16 protein-coding genes are annotated in these 17,184 nt (G+C 71.0%); 12 read left to right on the top strand and 4 right to left on the bottom strand.

The genetic code is table 11. The annotated features are described in order from the left end of the window. Positions 1 to 65: 65 nt before the first annotated feature. From ABH920_RS31845 to ABH920_RS31830, 4 genes are all read left to right on the top strand, one after another. Positions 66 to 1,046 carry a hypothetical protein gene (locus ABH920_RS31845; RefSeq protein ID WP_370352901.1) on the top strand — a complete coding sequence of 327 codons (981 nt, stop codon included), beginning with the start codon at positions 66 to 68 and terminating at the stop codon, positions 1,044 to 1,046. Positions 1,047 to 1,098: 52 nt separating this feature from the next. Further along, on the top strand, positions 1,099 to 1,545 hold the full coding sequence (locus ABH920_RS31840; RefSeq protein ID WP_370352900.1) for a hypothetical protein: 447 nt from the start codon (positions 1,099 to 1,101) through the stop codon (positions 1,543 to 1,545). Positions 1,546 to 1,704: 159 nt separating this feature from the next. Further along, positions 1,705 to 3,072, top strand: a complete 1,368-nt coding sequence (locus ABH920_RS31835; protein WP_370352899.1) for an MFS transporter — start codon at positions 1,705 to 1,707, stop codon at positions 3,070 to 3,072. A 35-nt stretch (positions 3,073 to 3,107) separates the two neighbouring features. Then, a complete protein-coding gene (locus ABH920_RS31830) occupies positions 3,108 to 3,749 on the top strand; it encodes a TetR/AcrR family transcriptional regulator (RefSeq protein ID WP_370352898.1) in 642 nt (213 codons plus the stop codon). A 92-nt stretch (positions 3,750 to 3,841) separates the two neighbouring features. On the opposite strand, the gene ABH920_RS31825 is transcribed toward ABH920_RS31830, so the two are convergent. Beyond that, positions 3,842 to 4,660 (bottom strand): alpha/beta fold hydrolase, encoded by an 819-nt coding sequence (locus tag ABH920_RS31825; protein ID WP_370352897.1) that lies wholly within the window; start codon positions 4,658 to 4,660, stop codon positions 3,842 to 3,844. Next, positions 4,657 to 7,227 carry a beta-glucosidase gene (locus ABH920_RS31820; protein WP_370352896.1) on the bottom strand — a complete coding sequence of 857 codons (2,571 nt, stop codon included), beginning with the start codon at positions 7,225 to 7,227 and terminating at the stop codon, positions 4,657 to 4,659. The genes ABH920_RS31825 and ABH920_RS31820 overlap by 4 nt, the downstream gene beginning before the upstream one ends. 120 nt (positions 7,228 to 7,347) lie before the next feature. On the opposite strand from ABH920_RS31820, the gene ABH920_RS31815 reads away from it, so the two are divergent. The 5 genes from ABH920_RS31815 (at position 7,348) to ABH920_RS31795 (ending at position 10,475) form a co-directional block, all read left to right on the top strand. Next, positions 7,348 to 8,010, top strand: a complete 663-nt coding sequence (locus ABH920_RS31815; RefSeq protein ID WP_370352895.1) for a TetR/AcrR family transcriptional regulator — start codon at positions 7,348 to 7,350, stop codon at positions 8,008 to 8,010. 139 nt (positions 8,011 to 8,149) lie between these two features. After that, positions 8,150 to 8,551: a sortase-dependent protein gene (locus ABH920_RS31810; RefSeq protein ID WP_370352894.1), complete on the top strand. Its 402-nt coding sequence runs from the start codon at positions 8,150 to 8,152 to the stop codon at positions 8,549 to 8,551. A 53-nt stretch (positions 8,552 to 8,604) separates the two neighbouring features. Beyond that, complete coding sequence (locus tag ABH920_RS31805) at positions 8,605 to 9,279, top strand: class F sortase (RefSeq protein ID WP_370352923.1); 675 nt, start codon at positions 8,605 to 8,607, stop codon at positions 9,277 to 9,279. A gap of 40 nt (positions 9,280 to 9,319) precedes the next feature. Beyond that, positions 9,320 to 9,832: an RNA polymerase sigma factor gene (locus ABH920_RS31800; RefSeq protein ID WP_370352893.1), complete on the top strand. Its 513-nt coding sequence runs from the start codon at positions 9,320 to 9,322 to the stop codon at positions 9,830 to 9,832. Beyond that, positions 9,816 to 10,475: a hypothetical protein gene (locus ABH920_RS31795; protein WP_370352892.1), complete on the top strand. Its 660-nt coding sequence runs from the start codon at positions 9,816 to 9,818 to the stop codon at positions 10,473 to 10,475. The genes ABH920_RS31800 and ABH920_RS31795 overlap by 17 nt, the downstream gene beginning before the upstream one ends. Here the strand turns inward: ABH920_RS31795 and ABH920_RS31790 are convergent. Beyond that, on the bottom strand, positions 10,465 to 10,974 hold the full coding sequence (locus tag ABH920_RS31790) for a pyridoxamine 5'-phosphate oxidase family protein (RefSeq protein ID WP_370352891.1): 510 nt from the start codon (positions 10,972 to 10,974) through the stop codon (positions 10,465 to 10,467). The genes ABH920_RS31795 and ABH920_RS31790 overlap by 11 nt on opposite strands. A gap of 186 nt (positions 10,975 to 11,160) precedes the next feature. Here ABH920_RS31790 and ABH920_RS31785 point away from each other — a divergent pair, with 186 nt between their 5' ends. The 3 genes from ABH920_RS31785 to ABH920_RS31775 all read left to right on the top strand — a co-directional run bounded on the left by ABH920_RS31785 (position 11,161) and on the right by ABH920_RS31775 (position 14,827). Beyond that, on the top strand, positions 11,161 to 12,603 hold the full coding sequence (locus tag ABH920_RS31785; RefSeq protein WP_370352890.1) for a DUF4082 domain-containing protein: 1,443 nt from the start codon (positions 11,161 to 11,163) through the stop codon (positions 12,601 to 12,603). Positions 12,604 to 12,725: 122 nt separating this feature from the next. Next, complete coding sequence (locus ABH920_RS31780) at positions 12,726 to 14,276, top strand: FAD-dependent monooxygenase (protein ID WP_370352889.1); 1,551 nt, start codon at positions 12,726 to 12,728, stop codon at positions 14,274 to 14,276. Positions 14,277 to 14,311: 35 nt separating this feature from the next. Then, positions 14,312 to 14,827: a MarR family winged helix-turn-helix transcriptional regulator gene (locus ABH920_RS31775; RefSeq protein WP_370352888.1), complete on the top strand. Its 516-nt coding sequence runs from the start codon at positions 14,312 to 14,314 to the stop codon at positions 14,825 to 14,827. A gap of 147 nt (positions 14,828 to 14,974) precedes the next feature. Here ABH920_RS31775 and ABH920_RS31770 read toward each other — a convergent pair whose 3' ends face one another. Next, positions 14,975 to 17,053 carry a cell wall-binding repeat-containing protein gene (locus tag ABH920_RS31770; RefSeq protein WP_370352887.1) on the bottom strand — a complete coding sequence of 693 codons (2,079 nt, stop codon included), beginning with the start codon at positions 17,051 to 17,053 and terminating at the stop codon, positions 14,975 to 14,977. Positions 17,054 to 17,184 lie beyond the last annotated feature (131 nt).

Here is a 17,184-nt window from a genome sequence, read left to right as displayed (position 1 = left end):
GCTCCTACTCCAGAGCGCAATGGCGATTCGTAGCTGACGCGCACTGTTGATACGGGACGGGTGACATGGCCGCGCGCGCTTTGAAGGACCTCGATGACGCCGTGCCGCCTGTCACGCGGGCGTTCACGCTGGAGATCCGGGCCGTGCACCAGAGTGCGGGCTCGCCGTCGTTCACACTCCTGGACAGCCGCAACATCCGCGCCGGCCGGGGGACTCTGGCGAAAGCGACACTGTCCCGCATCCTGACGCCCGATCCGGCGGCGAAGGACCAGAGCCTGCCGGCGTGGTCGTACTACGAGGGCCTGCTGCGTGTGCTGGACGTCGATCCGGCTCCGTTCCAGGCGCGATGGCAGGCCGCGCAGGAGGAATGGCAGGCCAGGGCGCGGGGGGAGTCGGCCGCCCTTCTGCCGGCGGTGCGGCAGCCGGCGGAGGCGGGGACCGCGGTGTTGGCGTCGGTCATGGAGCTGGAACCGAGGGCGGAAGCGAGTCTGGCGTCGCAAGCCGTGGTGCCCGTGGCGCCCGTGGCGCTGCCGTTGCCTGTGCCCGTCCCGGTGAAGCGGCGGCGGTCGCTCCCGGTGTTGGCGTCGATCGCGGGCTCTGCCGCTGTGGTTCTGGCCGTCTGCGCGTTCGCCTTTATCGGCGGCTCTCATTCGCCGTCGCAGCCGCCGGCCAAGGCCATGGCACCGATCAGCCACCCGGAGACCGCCGTGTTGGTGACCGCCGCGCCGCCCAAGACGGTCTCGGGCAAGATCGTGCGCACCTGGAATCAGGACGCGAACAACGGCCACGGCGGCTCGATCGGCGTCCTGGTGTTCCCGACGCCTTTGTCCCTCAACGGATCCACCGGGCCGCGCCACGACGGCGACCTGGTCGAGGTCGTCTGCCACACCGAGCACGGCCGGATGACGCACGAGCGGCTGGACACCGGGCACGAGAACTCCACCGGGTGGTTCGAGATCTACTACGTGGACCGGTTGTGGTGGGTCGCAGACCACTACATCAGCTTCGGCCGCGGGGTCCAGGTGCCGGATTGCGAGTCGGCATAACCCTCTGGTCGGAGCCTGGAGTCCGAATGCTCCCGCTGCGTACCATCGAAGCGTGGATCTGACGAATGTGGTCATGCCCGGCGCGCAGTCTCTGGTCACTGCGATCGTCACCGACTCCTGGAGCCAGGTTCGCACGGCGTTGTCCCGGATCTGGGCGCGCCACCGCGGTGACGACGGGCCGTCGGGCCCGAGCGTCGCAGCACTCGAAGCTGCCGGCACCGAACTGGACCTCGCCAGGCAACAGGCGCTCGCCGTCGCGGGGGACGGATCGGAATCCGAGCGTGCGGACCGGATGCAGCTGTTCTGGATCGGCTACCTCGCCGGGCAGATCGCCGCACGTCCCGAGCTCGCCGACGCCGTGGGCGGGCTGCCCGTGCTCCTCGACGCGCAGCGTGGCGCGTCGGTCACCATGACGACCAACACCAAGAACTTCAGCGGGAGCGCGCGCAACGCGGTCCAGGCCGACGACGTCTCGGGCGGGATCACCTTCGGGCGATGACCCGCTGTCAAGACTGAGTCCAGCAAACTTTTCGTGACGGCAGTCCAGCTAACGACTCGGTAAATGCCGTCGCGCGAGCATTGCCCGGAATCGAACTCTCTGTTTCACTCAGGTTTCATCCGGCACCACCGTCCCCCTCACATGACTCGGTGAACGCTCATGGCCACTGCTGATCTCTCGGCTTCCGCACCCTCGCCCTCGACTCCGGATCCGGTCTCCCCAGGCGCCGCCGACGGCGTCCGAGGTCCGCTCGACCCCGACGGCCGTCCCCGCTTCCGCCTCGGCCCGCTCTACCTCACCCTGCCGCTGGCCAACATCGCGTTGATGCTGGTCTGGCTGGGTGTCGGCGGGTTCCTGGTGCCGCTGCAGGTGACGATGATCAAGGGGCACAACGACCCGAACGCGCTGAAGAACGCGGTGGCGGTCGGCGCCGCGCTGGCTGCCGTCGGCAACCCGATCTTCGGTCAGATCTCCGACCGCACCCGCTCGCGCTTCGGGCGGCGGGCGCCCTGGCTGCTGCTGTGCGCGGTGGTCGGCGCGGGGGCGCTGCTCTGGCAGGCGAACGCCAAGTCCATCGGCGTTCTGGCGATCGCCTGGGGCACCGTGCAGTTCATCCTGAACGGCTTCCAGGCCGCGTTGACCACGACCATGCCCGACCGGGTCCCGCCGGCGAAGTACGCGCGCTTCTCGGCGATGGTGGGGCTGGCCACGCCGATCGCGACCATCGTTGCGGCGACGGTGATCGGCGGCGTCGACGGCTCCAAGCTCGGCTACCACGGCACCATCGGCGGCTTCGACGGCAAGTTCCTCGGCAAGAACGGCTACTACCTCATTGCCGGGGTGCTCGTCGTGATCGCGCTGCTGTTCGTCTTCCTCACGCCTGACAAGCCCAGCACCGACATGGTGGTCGAGCCGTTCAGCCTGAAGCGGTTCGTGGCCAACTTCTGGGTCGACCCGCGGCGGCACCCGGACTTCGCCTACGCCTTCGTCTCCCGCTTCGGCGTCGTCGCCGGCTACTTCATGGTGCAGGTCTACAACCTCTACATCCTCATGGAGTACATCAAGGTCAAGCCGCAGGACGCGCCGGCCACCATGGGCTTCCTGATGGTCGTGAACTCGGTGGCGATGGTGGCCGCCGCGCTGGTGATCGGGCGGCTGGTGGACGCCTTCGGGCGGATGAAGCCCTTCGTGCTCGGCTCCGGCGTGCTCGCGGCGCTGTCGCTGTTCATCCCGATGCTGTCCGCGACGGTGAGCGGCATGACCGTGTTCAACGTCGTGAACGGCCTGGCGTTCGGCATGTACATGGCTGTCGACATGGCGCTGATCACGAAGGTGCTGCCGCGCGGCGAGGACGCCGGCAAGGACATGGGCCTGATCAACATCGCCAACGCCGCGCCGCAGGTGGCCGCCCCGTTCCTGGCCTCGTGGATCGTCACGACCTGGGGCTACCACGCGCTGTTCCCGATCTGCGGCTGCGTGGCCCTGGCCGGCGCGGCGATCGTGACGCGCGTGAAGTCGGTCCGCTGAGCGGCGTCGTCCAGGCACGGCCGTAAAGTCGAGGCATGACCAGCACGACGGGCAAACCCCGCGGGCCCTACGCCAGGACCGCACGACGCCGCGAGGTCATCGCGCGTGCGGTCCTGGACATCGTCCTGGAGAAGGGGCACGCGGCGGTCACCACCGCCGAGGTCGCCGAGCGCTCCGACACCCGCGAGGCGACGGTCCTCTACCACTACCCGACCAAGGACCACCTCCTCGTCGCCGCCCTGCAGTACGCCGAGGACGAGGACGTCGACGCCTTCCCCGAATCGGAGGCCTTCGACCTGGAGACGCTGCGCGCCTTCGTCCAGACCGCCCCCCGCCGAGTGAGCCTCATGCGCCTCTACACCGCGCTGGCCGGCGACGCGACCGTCCCCGGCCACCCGGCGCAGACCTACTTCACGGCGCACTACGAGCGCGTGCTGACCTGGTTCGCCCGCCTGATCGAGCTCCGCCAGGCCGCGGGCCTGGCGCACCCCGGACTGGACCCGCGGGACACAGCCCGGCAGATCGTGGCGGTGTGGGACGGGCTCCAGGCACAGTGGCTGGTGGCGTCCGAGTTCGACCTGGGGGAGTCGCTGATGTCCGCGTTCCGGCGGCTGACCGCGGAGAACTGGATGGAGGCCCGGTCGCGGATCGTGGACGATCCTGACGCGGGGCTGTGAGCCCGGCGACAGGGTTCTGATGCCGCACGGCACTCGGCCCCGACACAGGCCTCTAACGCTGTGTCGGGGCCGAGATCGGCGTAGCTTCAGCCTCAGTGCGCGTCCCAGAAGGCCGCCACCACAGCCGTCAGCTCCTCCGGCTTCTCCTCGTTCGGCGTGTGCCCGGCGCCGGCGATGATCTCGAACTTCACGCCGAGCCGCGCCGCCACGTCCTGCTGCACCGGCACCAGCACGAAGTCGTTCTCGCCCGCTACCACCAGCGCGGGGACGCCGGTGGCCGCCAGCTCCGCGACCAGGTCCGGTTCGGCGGCCATGGTCTCGGCGATGCCGATCAGGTTGTGGGTCTTCGTGGCGAGCATGCGGCGGTGCAGGAACTCCTTCACCGGCGCCGGGAACATCTCCTGCAGCGGGGCGAGCATCCCGTTCCACAGTCCCTCGTTGCCCTGCGTCCGGACCACGTCCGCCAGCGCCGAGAGGTTCTCCGCGCCGGCGTCGGCGCCGTTCGGCGGCGAGTCCAGGATCACGTAGGAGCGGAAGCGCCGCGGATCGCGCAGCACCGCGTTGCGGGTGGTCAGGCCGCCGAAGCTGTGGCCCAGCAGGTGCACGCGCTCGCCGGGCGCCGCGAGGTCGAGGACTTCGAGGACGTCCGCGCCGAACTTCGCGATCGTGTACTCGGCCTCGGAGCCCTCGTCGTCCGGGCCGTCGGAGTCGAACTGGCCGAGCTGCGAGTAGGCGATCAGTCGGTAGCCCGCGGCCGTGACGTACGGCGCCATCGGGAGGAAGTCCTCCTTGGAGCCGGTGAAGCCGGGGACCATGAGGACGGTGCCGCGGACTTCGCCGCCGTCGGGGACGGCCTCGAAGAAGGACAACGAGCCGCGGGAGATCTCTATACGGGACTGCGTGACGGTCATTCGCTGTGCTCCTTGGTAGCGGTGATTGCAGGGATAGCAGAGTTTGTGACATTCATGGCGGAAGCGGCAGATCGCGGTCCCACGTAACCACCCCGCAGCGTGACCTCCTCGGTCAGCCGCACGTCGGAAGCGGAGCGCCCGATCAACAGCGACCGCACGCCCGGCGCCACGGTCCACGCCGAAGCCGCCTCGTCCCAGCGGGCCAGGATCCGCCGAGGGATTTCCACCAGCGCCGTAGCCGTCCGTCCGGCCTCGGCGCCCACGTGCCCGAACCCGACCAGCCGCGGCGGCAGCCCGTCCTCGTCGGCCAGGTAGACCTGCACCACCTCGCGCCCCGCGCGGCCCCCGCTGTTGCGCAGCCGCACCTGGACGTCGACCAGGCAGTCCGTCTCGTTCACCGCGACCGTCGCGTCCTGGTACTCCCACGTGGTGTACCCGAGCCCGTGGCCGAACGGGTACGCCGGGACGGTCCCCGCCGCCCGGTACCCCCGGTAGCCGAACAGCGCCCCCTCGGCGTAGTCGATCGTCCCGTCCACCGGCGTCGTCGACAGCACCGGCGCGTCCGCGGCGGTCGCCGGGAACGTGGTCGGCAGCCGCCCGCCGGGTTCGACCGCGCCGGTCAGCGCGTCGGCGACCGCGTGGCCGCCCTCCTGCCCGGGGAACCAGGCCCACAGGATCGCCGCGGCCTCGTCGCGCCAAGGCATCTCCACCGGGGCGCCGGCGTTCACGACCACCACCGTGCGCGGATTCGCCGCCAGCACCGCCGCCACCAACGCGTCCTGCCGCCCGGGCAGCTTCAGATCGGTGCGGTCGAAGCCCTCACTCTCCACCTCGTCGGTGGTGCCGACGCAGACCACCGCGACGTCGGCGGCGCGCGCGGCCGCCACCGCCGCGGCGAACAGCTCGTCGTCGGTGGGCCGCGGCGGCTCGTGGTGCAGGCCGAAGATGGCCAGCCCGAACGCCGAGTCGACCGAGGCGGTCAGCTCCAGCGCCGTGGTCCCGGCCGCCAGCTCGGCCTCGATCCGGCGCTCCGGCGGCTTCACCAGCGCCACGATCGGGTCGCCGTCCTCGCCGCCGAGCGCGATCGACAGGGAGGCGATGTCCCCGACCTTGAGCGTGAACGAGCCGGCGCCGGAGACCGAGAACCGGTGCCGGCCGGGCTCGCTGATCAGTACATTGACGCGCACTCGGACGGACGCCGTACCGCTCGGCAGCGTGCCCATGAACACCAGCCGCGAGACGTGCCGGATCTCACTGCCCAGCACGGTCCCGTCGGCCGAAAGGTACTCGACGCGCAGTCCCGGCGCGCCGGTCTCGGGGTCGCGGGACGTGGCGTCGGTGAGCTGCGGCAGCAGGCGCTGGGTGAGCACGCCGGGCGCGAAGTCCACGACCGTGCCGGGGCCGAACGCCTCGGTGATGCCGGTCAGGGGGCTGACAACGTGGCGCGGGTTCACGTGCGCCGATCCGCCGCCCTGCGCGGTCAGCAGACCGGCGTTCGGGCCGATCACGGCGATCCGCGCGAGCGCCGCCGGATCCAGCGGGAGCAGGCCGCCTTCGTTGCGCAGCACCACCATCGCGCGTGCGGCGAGGTCGCGGATCTGGGCCTCGGCGTCGTCGGGGGTCGCGGCCGTGGCACCGGAGCCGGAGTCCGAGCCGGAGCCAGCACCGGAACCGGCACCGGAGCCGACAGCCGGGAAGTCGGCATCGAAAGCCTCCAGATGACCCGTGCGCGCCGCCAGTCGCAGCACCCTGATCACCTTGTCGTCGATCACCGACTCGGCCACCTTCCCGGCCCGCACCGCCGCGACCAGCGCGTCGCCCCACGGACCCATCGGCCCGGGCATCACGACGTCCAGCCCCGCGTTCGCCGAAGCCTCCGTGGACCGCGCGGCCGTCCAGTCCGAGACGATGACGCCGTCGAACCCGAGCTCGTCCTTGAGCAGCCCGGTGAGCAGCGGCCGGTTGTCGGTCATCGAGGCCCCGTCGACCGAGTTGTACGCGGCCATCACCGACCACGCCCCGGTGTGCGCGGCCGCCTCGAACGGCGGCAGGTACACCTCGCGCAGCGTCTTGTCGCTGATCCGCGCGTCGTAGGACATGCGGTCGGTCTCGGACTCGTTGCCGATGTAGTGCTTGACCGTCGAGGCCACGCCCTGCTCCTGGACCCCGTCCACGAACCCGGCGGTGATCTCCGCGGTGAGCACCGGGTCCTCGGAGTAGCACTCGAAGTGCCGGCCGCCCAGCGGCGAGCGGTGCAGGTTGACGTTGGGCGCCAGGTGCCAGCCGATGCCCAGGTCCCGAGCCTGCGCGCCCATCAGCGAGCCGGCCCGCCGGGCCTGGGCCGGATCCCAGGTCGCGGCCAGCGCGGTCGGGTTCGGGAACAGCAGGGAGGTCTCGCGCTCGTCCCAGGCCGTGCCGCGGATCCCGTTGGGCCCGTCGGACAGCTTGAGCTCGCGCAGCCCGATCTCCGGGATCGGGGCCAGGGACCAGAAGTCCTTGCCGGTGAGCAGCCCCACCTTCTGCTCCAGGGTGAGCCGCCCGAGCAGCTCGTCGAGTGTGGTTTCCATGCGCTGGTCGCTCCTTCGCACCTGAAGTGGTGTCCTGGCCGGAGCCTAATAATGCTACCGAGTGATAGGTAGGTTTGTTATCGTGATGTTACCGAACGGCCGCTCGCTAAGGTTGAATCCGTGACCAAGAGCGAACAGGGCAGGAAACCGGCCGCCGGCGGCCGTCCCCGACGTGACGGCAGCAGCTACGCGGTCGGACGCGCGCGCCGCACGCGGATCCTGCACATCGCGATGGAGGAGTTCGCCGAGAACGGCTATCGCGGGGCCTCGCTGGCGCGCATCGCCGAACGCGCGGAACTGTCCCAGCCCGGTCTGCTGCACCACTTCCGCACCAAGGAGGAACTGCTCGCCGCGACCCTCGACCTGCGCGACGAGATGGACTCGCAGCGCTTCCTGGGGGCGGGCGGCGAGCCGCTGACCGGCCTGGCCGTGCTGTCCGCGCTGGTCGAGCTGGTGGCCCGCAACCAGCAGATTCCGGGCCTGGTGCAGCTGTTCACGGTGCTCAGCGCGGAGAGCGTGACGGCCGACCACCCGGCGCACGCCTGGGCGCACAGCCGGTACCGGCGGATCAGGGCCCTGATCTCGGACGGCCTGCGCGCCGGGGTCGACACCGGCGAGATCCGTCCCGGCGTCGACGCCGACGCGCACACCATGCGGTTGATCGCCCTGATGGACGGTCTGCAGCAGCAGTGGCTGATCGAGCCAGAGGCGGTCGACATGGCGGCGGTGTTCCGGGACTACGTGGCCGAAGTCGTCGAGGCCGTTAAGGCCGTCGAGGGCTGAGGGAAGCAATTCTGGTGCTCTGACCAGGACCTTCGGTTTCTTTGCCAACGCTTTACAACCGGCCCTGTGCCCCGGTCGTCTCTTCGCGTGGTTCCGCACTGACGGACCCACCATGGATCGATCGAAGAGAGAGACCTTCATGCGTACACGGAGTTTGTTCACCGTCCTGGCCTTCGCCACGGTGCTCGCCGGAGCCGGAGCGGAGTCGGCGTTCGCCGACGGCGGCTCCGGCCAGCCGTCCGCTTCGGCCTCCGCCCCGCCCACGACCGCGCCGAGCGGTCCCTCTGCCGCGCCGAGCGCGGGGGCGACTTCCACGGCTCCCACCACGGACCGGAGCGCCGAGCCGAGCGCGGCCGCGTCGACGACCTCCCCGCAGGGCGGCCAGATCCGCGCCGTCCCCTCGGGCGCGCCGAACACCGGCGTGCCGGCGGCGTCGTCGAACGGCCACGGTGAGGCCGCGGCGATCGGCGGCTCCCTGGCCGTGCTGCTCGCCGGCTCGGGCACCGTGGTGGCCCGCCGCAGGCTCAAGGGCCGGGGCTGATCTTGCGGCCGCCGGTCTGGACGCGCGGGTGGCCCGCTGTGCTGGCCGCCTTGATGCTGGCTTCCGGCTGCGCCGCGGCTTCGGGAACACCCGCCGGTGGGACTGGGAGGTCTGCCGGCGGGACTGGGACGAACCCGGGCGCGGTGTCCGCCTCCACCGGAGGCGGTTCGGTTGACGGCTCCGCAGGCAGCTCCCCAGGCAGCCCTGCGGGCGGTTCGTCAGGCTCGTCGGGCCCGGGTTCCCCGGGCTCGGCGGCCGGCGCCGTCGCGCGCTCCGTTCCGGTACGGCTGCAGATCCCCGACATCGGCGTCGACACCCCGGTGATGGCGCTCGGCCTCGCCGCCGACGGCACGGTCCAGGTCCCGCCGATCGAGGCGAAGAGCCCGGCCGGCTGGTACGACGGTTCGCCCACGCCCGGGCAGACCGGGCCGTCGGTGCTCCTCGGCCACGTGACCGTCGGCCAGTACGGCGACGGCGTCTTCCTGCATCTGGACCGGCTGCACGCCGGATCCCGCGTGGTGGTCCGGCTGCAGGACGGGGTCTCGGCGGACTTCACCGTGAACTCCGTCCGGACGGTCGCGAAGGACCAGTTCCCGACCCAGCAGGTCTACGGGAACGTAAACCGCCCGGAACTGCGTCTGATCACGTGCGGGGGGCCGCGGACCAACGACGGCTACCTCGACAACGTGCTGGTCTTCGCGTCCCTCACCGGCACCACCACGGGATAGGGCCGACGGGCCCCGTCACGTTCCGAGCATCTGGAGAGAGTTGAGCCGGTTCAAGGATTCCGGAGAGAAGAGTCGGGCGGCGTCCGACTTGTTCGCCGATCTCTATCCCGGCCTCGCCGGCTGGTGCCGTCGTCTCGTCGACGACGACGGCACCGCCCACGACATCGCCTCCGAGGCGTTCACGCGCCTGTGGGGACACTGGACCGCGGTGCGCGAGCCCCGCGGGTTCCTGTACGTGACGGCCGCGAACCTGGTCCGCGACCACTGGCGCAAGCTGGACCGCGAACGCCGGGCGCTGCGCGAGGCGACGACCGAGGCGGCGCTGGCCCTGAACCGGGACGGCGCCGACGCGTCCGTCCCGGTGCGGATGCTGGTCCGGTCGCTCCCCGAGCGGCTGCGCACCCCTGTTCTGCTGTACTACTACGCCGACCTCCCGGTCCGCGAGATCGCCCGGTTGACCAGGCGAAAAGAAGGCACGGTCAAATCCGATCTACACGCGGCACGGGAACTCCTGCGCGCCGGACTCGGAGGACATCTTGATCACACTCATTGAGCCCGCGGACGACGGCGACGGCGACGACTTCGACGACTTCGGCGACAACGGTTCCGGCGGCTACGGCGGCGAGGCCGGCGACGAACTGACCGTGCTGCTGCGCCCCGGCGTCTCGGTGCTCGCCCCACTGCCCGGCACCTTCCAGCAGATCCGCCGCCGCGCCGCGCGCCGCCGCCTGGTGCGCGCCGTGGCCACCGCCGGCGCGGGTGCCGCGATGACCGCCACCGCGATCACCATCGCCCTGTGGCCGTCCGGCAGCGCCGCCGGTCCCGGCCCGGTGGCGCCGCTCGGTCCGGGGGTGCACGCGACCGGCCCGACGAGCGAGGCGACTACCGGAGTCACGACCGGCGCCACGACCGGCAATACCAGCGGTACGACGCCCCACACGTCGCAGCCCCCGACGACACCGCCCGCCACGACGTCCACCTCGACCGGGCCCCTGGCAAGCGCCAGCACTTCCGCCTCCGGGCCCTCCTCCGCGCCCACCACCACGCGCTCCGAACCGGTGTCCCCCATTCACAATCCGCCGCGCACCGCCCCCACCACTCAGGCGCCGTCCGCCCTCACGCCGCCGAGCACCTCGCCCTCGGCCGGTGCCACGACCCGGCCCGGCGCCTCCGCGACCCCGACGGCTAGACGGTGAAGCGGTACCGGGTCTGGCTGTAAGGGCCCTTGCCGAACACGAGGACCTTCGCCGGGCTGACGCCGAAGACGAGGACGGGCCTGCCGAACACGTCGCGGAACCCGTCCTCGGTGACCTCGTAGTCCCAGTCGAGCCTGGACTTCCACAGCGCGGCCAGGAGCGGCAGCTGCTTGGCGTCGGTGACGCGGACGGCTTCCCCCTCGACGACCACGTCGAGGCCGGAGCGGAACCGGTTGGGGCCCGCGGTGAGGACGCAGTGCGCGTTGGCCTCCAGGTTCCTGGTCTTCTGCACGTGGGCGCCGGTGCAGAAGTGGAGCGTCCCGTCGAGCCAGACGGCGGGCAGCGGCGTCACATGCGGCCGGCCGTCCGCGCGCACCGTCGCCAGCCAGAACATCTCGCTGTCCGTCAGCAGTTCGGAGACCTCGGTCCACGGCGGGGGTGTGGCGCCGGGCTCGCTGAATCCCTCGTGGAGTTCCGTGGTCGGTTCGGTCCGGGGCATCGGCGTCTCTCCTTGACCGCTCGTGATCGCTGTCCCTGCCGGGGCACCCGGCCGTACTGGCACGAACCCCGCAATATCAGAATACTTACTTAGCCGCCGAGTCTCGCCTACTGTGCTCGGATATCCGGGTCGGTGCCGGTGCCCGCTGGTTCGAGCGGGTTGTTCCCGTATCGAGGGGGTTCTGGAATGATCGCGTCCACATCGCGCCGGGGTGCGCGCGTCCGAGCGGGCTTCGCCGCCCTCCTGCTGGCCCTCGCGGCCGCGGCCGGCGGCCAGATAGCGGCGGGCGGAACCGCGCTGGCGCAGACCCGGGCGCAGTGCGCCTGCTCCGTCTTCCCGGCGTCCGCCACGCCGGACGACCCTGATTCCGGCACGTACTTCCCGGTCGTGCTCGGCGTCAAGGTGGTGCCGTCGGACGCGGGCTGGATCCAGGGGGTGCGCTTCTACAAGTCGAGCGCCAACACCGGTACGCACACGGGATCGCTGTGGACGTCCGACGGGGCGCTCCTGGCGACCGGCACGTTCACCGGCGAGACCGCCACCGGCTGGCAGACGCTGATGTTCTCCACGCCGGTGCCGGTGCGTGCCGGTGCGACGTACATCGCGTCGTACTACGCGCCGAAGGGGCACTACGCCTACAGCGTCGGCTACTTCCTGAACGGCCCGGCCGGCACGGCGCCGATCACCGCGCCGTCCGACGCTTCTGCGGGTGGCAATGGCGTCTACAGCGACGCCGGCGCCGCAGCGTTCCCGGGCTCCAGCTACAACGCCGCCAACTACTGGGTCGACGTGGTCTTCGACGACGGCGGCGTGCCGACCGCCGCGCCGACGGTCACCGCCAACACCCCCGACGACAACGCCACCCAGGTGTCCGGCGTGAGCACGGTCAGCGCCACCTTCTCCGCGCCGGTGGACCGCGGCAGCGTGCAGTTCGGCCTGGCCGACGCCGCCGGGACGCAGGTCCCCGGCACCGTCGGCTACAGCGCGGACGACAGCACCGTGACGTTCACCCCGGGAACCCAACTCCTGGCAGGCGTGACCTACACCGCCTCGGTCCAGGCCACGGACGCCTGGGGCAACGCCATGACCGGCCCGAGCACCTGGAACTTCACCATCGGTACCACTCCGCCGCCGTATACGTGTCCTTGCTCGCTGTTCTCGTCCGGCGCGGACCCGGCGGTGGCTGATTCCACCGACCCCAACTCCGTGGAGCTCGGCGTCCGCTTCGTCCCGGCGGTAAACGGGACCGTCACGGGCGTTCGCTTCTATAAGGGTTCGACGAACACCGGGACCCACACCGGGACCCTCTGGAGCAACACCGGCACCGCCCTGGCGACCGGCACCTTCTCCAACGAGTCCGCGACCGGCTGGCAGACCGTGACGTTCGGGACTCCGGTGGCCGTCACCGCCGGGACCACGTACGTCGCCTCGTACCACGCACCGGTCGGGCACTACTCCTACACGACCGGCTACTTCTCCTACGCGCACCAGGCCTATCCGCTGACCGCGCCGGCGAACACCAGCAGCCAGGGCGACGGGACCTACGGCTATGGGAGCTCGACGACGTTCCCCGGCGCCGGGGGGAACGGGAACAACTACTGGGTCGACGCGGTGTTCACAGCGTCCTGATAAATCAGAGTCTTGCTATAGCCGTGCCTCGGGGCGTCAGACACTCTTGCCACTTCCACGAACGTTCATTATCTTCATGTTCATAGAACGAATCAGGGTTCTGTGAGGGATGGGAGACGGCTGTGGAGCTCGACGTGCTGGTGGTCGGCGGCGGCCCGGTGGGTCTGATGAGTGCGGCACTGCTGGACGCCGCGGGGGTGCGGGTGGAGGTGTACGAGCGCAATCCGGGGCCGAGCACGGTTTCGAAGGCCACGACGATGCATCCGCGCACGCTGGAGGTGCTCTCGATGCTCGACGTCGGGGACGGTCGGCGGGTGAGCGACGTGCTGCTCGGCGAGGGGAGGAAGGTGCCGAGGACGCACTTCGCGACGCTGCCGAGCCGGCTGGACTACACCGGCCTCGACACGCCTTTCCCGTTCGTGCTGATGAACCCGCAGTGGCGTACCGAGCACGTGCTCGCCGACCACCTGCGCGCGCGGTCCGTGCCGGTGCACTACGGGACCGAGGTGAAGGCCGTGTCCCAGCCCGAGTCCCCTTCGGACGAACCGGTGCTGGTCACGGTGGTCGGCGCCGACGGATCGGAGACGACACGCGCGGCGCGCTACGTCGTGGGCGCCGACGGTGCGCACAGCACGGTCCGGAAGGCTGTCGGCATCGGCTTTCCCGGGAACCCGCCTTCCACTCTCAACTTCGTCGCAGATGTCGAACTCGCCGAGCTGTTCACCGAGGCGGAGTACTTCTGGCGCCACGATGCGGGCCTGGTCGGCGTCATGCCGCTGCCCGGTGGTGTCTACCGGGTCTTCGGGGTCGAGGTCGGTGACGTGGGCCTGTCCGCGTACGAGGTGCGGCGCCGGCAGGGCGAGCCGCTCACGGTCGAGGAGTTGCGGGCTGCCTTGAAGCGGGTGTGCGGCACGGACTTCGGCGTCCGCAACGCGCTGTCGCTCGCGAGGGCCAGCAACAGCAGCCGGTACGCGGAGCAGTACCGGCTCGGGCGGGTGCTGCTCGTCGGCGACGCCGCTCACGTGCACCTGCCGGCGGGCGGCCAGGGCCTGAACGTGGGCCTGCAGGACGCCACCAACCTGGCCTGGAAGCTTGCCGCCGAGGTGGCCGGTTGGGCGCCGGAGCACGTGATCAGCGGCCCGGCGGCGTACGACGCCGAGCGCCGGCACGTCGCGCACCGCCTGCTGGACGACACGCTGGCGCAGGACGCGTTGATGCACACCTTCAGCCCCGCGGGTCGGGCGCTGCGCGAGAAGTTCAGCGGCTTCATCGCGCGCGGCGGCGAGGTTTCCGAGGAGCTGTCGGGCTGGCTCTCCGGACTCGCGGTCCACTACCCGCAGCCCGAGGGGAGTCATCCGCTGGTCGGTACGAAGGCGCCTGATGCCGTTCTCGGTGGCGAGGGGCTGGTGCGGTCGCTGCGGCCTGACCGGTTCATGCTGCTCGACTTCGGCGATGACAGTGCTCTGACTGAGCTGGGCGGCGCGCGGGTCGAGGTGCGCTCCGCGCGGCGGCACACCGGTGTGTGGGCCACGGTGCGTGCCGCGCTGATCCGGCCGGACGGCCATGTCGCGTACGCGACCGACTCGGCCGAAGCCCTGGCCGAATCCTTGTCGGCCGCCGTCGCCGCCTGGACCCGGCCCACGGCTCCCAGCGAAGGTCTCGTCTCCGTATGATGCCGCGCGGCCGATGACACGAGAGGGCGGAACCGATGGATCAGCGCTCAGCAGGGCAGCAGGACTACGTCGACCGGCTCATCGGGGCGATGGAGCGCACGCACGAGCCCGACGTGACCGAGGCGAAGGCGCTGGCCTACCGTCTCCGCCGGCTCGCGCACCGGCTGGAGACGGACATCAAACGGGAGCTCGCGCCGCACGGCATCGAGCTGTGGGAGCTGGAACTGCTCGCCTGCCTGATCCGCTCCGGGCCCGACCACCGGCTGTCCGCCGGCCGGCTCATGGCCCAGCTGCAGCTGACCTCGGGCGCCATCACCAACCGGGTCGCCCGGCTGGAGGGCAAGGGCTGGCTGGTCCGGGAGGTCGACCCGAACGACCGGCGCTCCGTACTGGTCACCCTGACACCGGCCGGGTACGAACGGGCGCTCGAGGTCTTCTCGATCAAGACCGATGCCGAGTTCTCGCTGCTCGCCTCGATTCCGCCGGATGCCCAGCGCCGGATCAACGAGGATCTGCGCTCCGTGCTCATCACGCTGGAGGGCCCGGCCTGAGCGAGGCGGGGCTGGAACGGCGACGGCGTCCAGTGGGGCCCGATGAATCAGGACCCTGCTGGACGCCCGCGGCGTGGATCGGCGTGATCGGCCCGGATCAGCGCGGATCACTGTGGATCAGCGCGGATCAGGGCCGATGAGCACCGATCAGAACGGTCCGGCGATAGTCGCCAGGTGCCGGTTGACGAAGACGTCGTACTTGCCCGCGCCGTACAGCGCGGTGCCGACCTGCTTGATCACGCTGTCCGGCACGGCGGCCGGCCCGCCGAACACCGGCAGCGCACCCATCAGCAGCGCACTCGGACCCGTGCGGGTCAGCGGAGCGTGCTGCTTCAGCCAGGACAGCTCGGCCGCCGGCAGCGTCGGCCCGTCGGCCAGCAGCAGCGGCGAGTTCCAGCGACCGGTCAGCGCGCCGCCGGACAGCGCGTCCGGCCAGTTCTGCCCGGTGGCGATACCCGGAACCAGCGGACCGCCGTTCCCGGCCTGGAACATGGTGCTGCCGGCGACCGCAGCGGCGGTGGCGTAGCGGTCGCGGCCGGCCAGGTCGGTGACCTTGCCGTGCCAGCCCGGCTCGCCGGTGGCCACCGCGGTGACGCCCTGGCCGCCGACCGCGTAGACCTTGCTCACGTCGGGGTTGATGCCCGCGAGGTAGGACTTGGTCTCCGCCGGCATGACGCCGTCGTGGGTGAGCAGGACGACGCCGGTGCCCAGCTGCGGCGAGGTGCGGTTGCCGTTGACGCCGGCGCCCGCGGTCAGCGCGTCGGGGAAGTTGTCGCCGGTGGCGATGGCCACGCTGCCCGGGGTCCCGCCGATGGTCTGCGCGATGCGGACCGAGGTCGCGTAGCGGTCGGTGCCGCCGATCCGGTCCACCTTGAAGCCCAGGGCGGTCACATCCGCCGCCACCTGAGGCGACAGCGCCTTCTCGCCGCCCAGCAGGTAGATGGTGGCGCCGGGCGGCAGGATCCGGGTCAGCTCCTTGGCCACCTCGGGGGAGAGCTTGTGCGGGTCGCTCAGCAGCAGCGGGCCGGCCTTCGCGACAGCCAGGGCGTTGCCGGACAGCGCGTCGGCGAACTGGTCGTCGCGGGCGATCACCGCGGACTTGGCGACGCTGTTGCCGGCCATGTCGGAGAAGGGGGTGCCGCGGTCGGCGGTGTTGTAGCCGGACACCTTCACCGCGGTGTCGACGCGGTCGGTGCCGCCGAGGCGGTCGATCGTGGGCCGGGTGACCGGCGGCAGGAAGGGGGTCGGCGTGTACGACGGGCCGGAGTAGAGCGGTCCGTTGTCCCAGTCCAGGTATCCGCCGGCGATCGAGGCGTTGGAGACGACGGCCTTCGGGGACCCGCCGGTGGCCGCGATCACGTCCAGGCTGTTGCCGCCCCAGTCGCCGCCGGTGCTGGACGAGATCCAGGCCTGCTCCTGGAACGCGATCTGGGTGCCGTCCGGCGACCAGACCGGGTGGAAGGTCGAGCCCGCGACGTTCGTCAGCTTGGCCGGCGACGTGCCGTCGATGTTCGCGATGATGATCTGCGCGGTGCCGTGCCCGCCGCCGTACACGGTGTAGGCGATCTTCTTGCCGTCCGGCGAGAAGCTGATCGAGTCGGCGTTCGTCACCGTCGCGACCTTGGACGTGGCCGGGTCGAAGATCGAGATGTTGAACGTGTACGCGTTGCTCGAGATCCCGGCGACCAGGCCGCCGGGACCGAACACCAGCTGGCCGGTCAGCCCGCCGGGCGCCTTGTAGGCGGTGAGCCCGGTGCCGTCGGCCTTGATCTGGAAGGATCCGCCGTTGTTGTTCCGCTCGAACACGACCGTAGCGTCGTCCATCCACTGGGGGTAGAGGTCCGCGGGGTTGACGCCGTCGAAGGGCTGGCCGGTCGCCTTGTCCAGCAGCCGGGCGCCGGTGCCGTCGGCGTTCGAGATCCACAGATCGCCGGTGTTCTCGTCGGAGAACACCGCCTTCGTCCCGTCCGGCGAGAACACCGGCGAGGCGATGCCGTCGGTCGGGTTGAAGCCGGTGCCGGACGGGGTGACGATGTGCTGCCCCGACCCGTCCGGGTTGACCGCGTACCAGTTCTGGCCCTCGCTGTAGCTGAGCTGTCCGTTGTGCGGCGCCCCGGAGGCGGCGTTCGCCGCCGGCGCCGCGAGGCCCCAGACGCCGGAGGCGGTGGCGGCGCCGACCGCGGCGGCCACGGTGAGGGCGCGGGCCGCCCTCGAGTCGCGAGTCAAAGTGATCTTCCTCCCCGTGCCGCGGTTTCCGACCGCGGTGCAAGAACCTCTGAAGTGGGCGGCTCAGATTAGCGCCAGGATTCCTCAGGCGGGAAGGTGTTCGACTGTTTGCATTTCCGGCCCACCGGGAT

This window comes from Catenulispora sp. EB89 (assembly GCF_041261445.1).
GTDB lineage: Bacteria > Actinomycetota > Actinomycetes > Streptomycetales > Catenulisporaceae > Catenulispora.
The sequence above is the reverse complement of the archived record's forward strand: the minus strand, read 5'-3'. Positions and strand labels throughout refer to the sequence as shown.